General features: G+C 39.8%; 1 protein-coding gene. It reads right to left on the reverse strand.

The window, feature by feature from the left end; translation table 11 throughout:
* The coding region (locus D8863_RS10625) for an MFS transporter (protein ID WP_125441867.1) at window positions 1–699 on the reverse strand (699 nt) is incomplete at both ends.

Raw genomic sequence — 699 nt, forward strand, 5'->3', positions numbered from 1 at the left:
CCGCTATAAAATGGTACCGAAAGCCCCATTACTGCACAGCAAGCTACAAATATAACAAATCCACTTGGCGGAAGTAATCCTGAAACGGCTAAACTGGCTCCCATTATAAAAAATGAACCTGTTATTAGCAATACACGCTTATCAAAGTTCCCCAACCTTCCTAATAGTAGACCGCCTACTAGCATTCCAGATGCAAAAGCGATTTCGGTAATGGAAATATGCACAGGTGTTCCATTAAAATATTCCATGCTAATTAAAGGAAATAGTGCATTAATTGGCATATACACAAACGTATATAGCGTTCCTAAGAGTAATAAGGCAAATATGCCTTTGTTTTGTCTCAATGCGACAATTCCTTCTTTCATTTCTCTTAAGAAATTCGGTTTCAAACTTTGCACTTGATCGCCCAGCTTAGGTATACGTACAATTGCTACCGTAATAGATGCAATCACAGCACCCAATACGTCGATGGCAATAATAGCATTTAAATCCCAAACGGAGTATAAGAGTGCTGCAACTGCCGGACTAACAATATAGCTTATAGACTGCAAAGACTGACTATAACCTGCACATTTCGTAAGCTGTTCTTCTGGTACTAAAAGCGGCGTAACCGCATTGAGAGCCGGAGAATGAAATGCCGTTCCAATGCTACGGATAAACAATACTACCATAACCATCCATACAGATAACTCCGTATAC

Source organism: Streptococcus oralis (genome assembly GCF_003943825.1).
Lineage (GTDB): Bacteria > Bacillota > Bacilli > Lactobacillales > Streptococcaceae > Streptococcus > Streptococcus oralis_CD.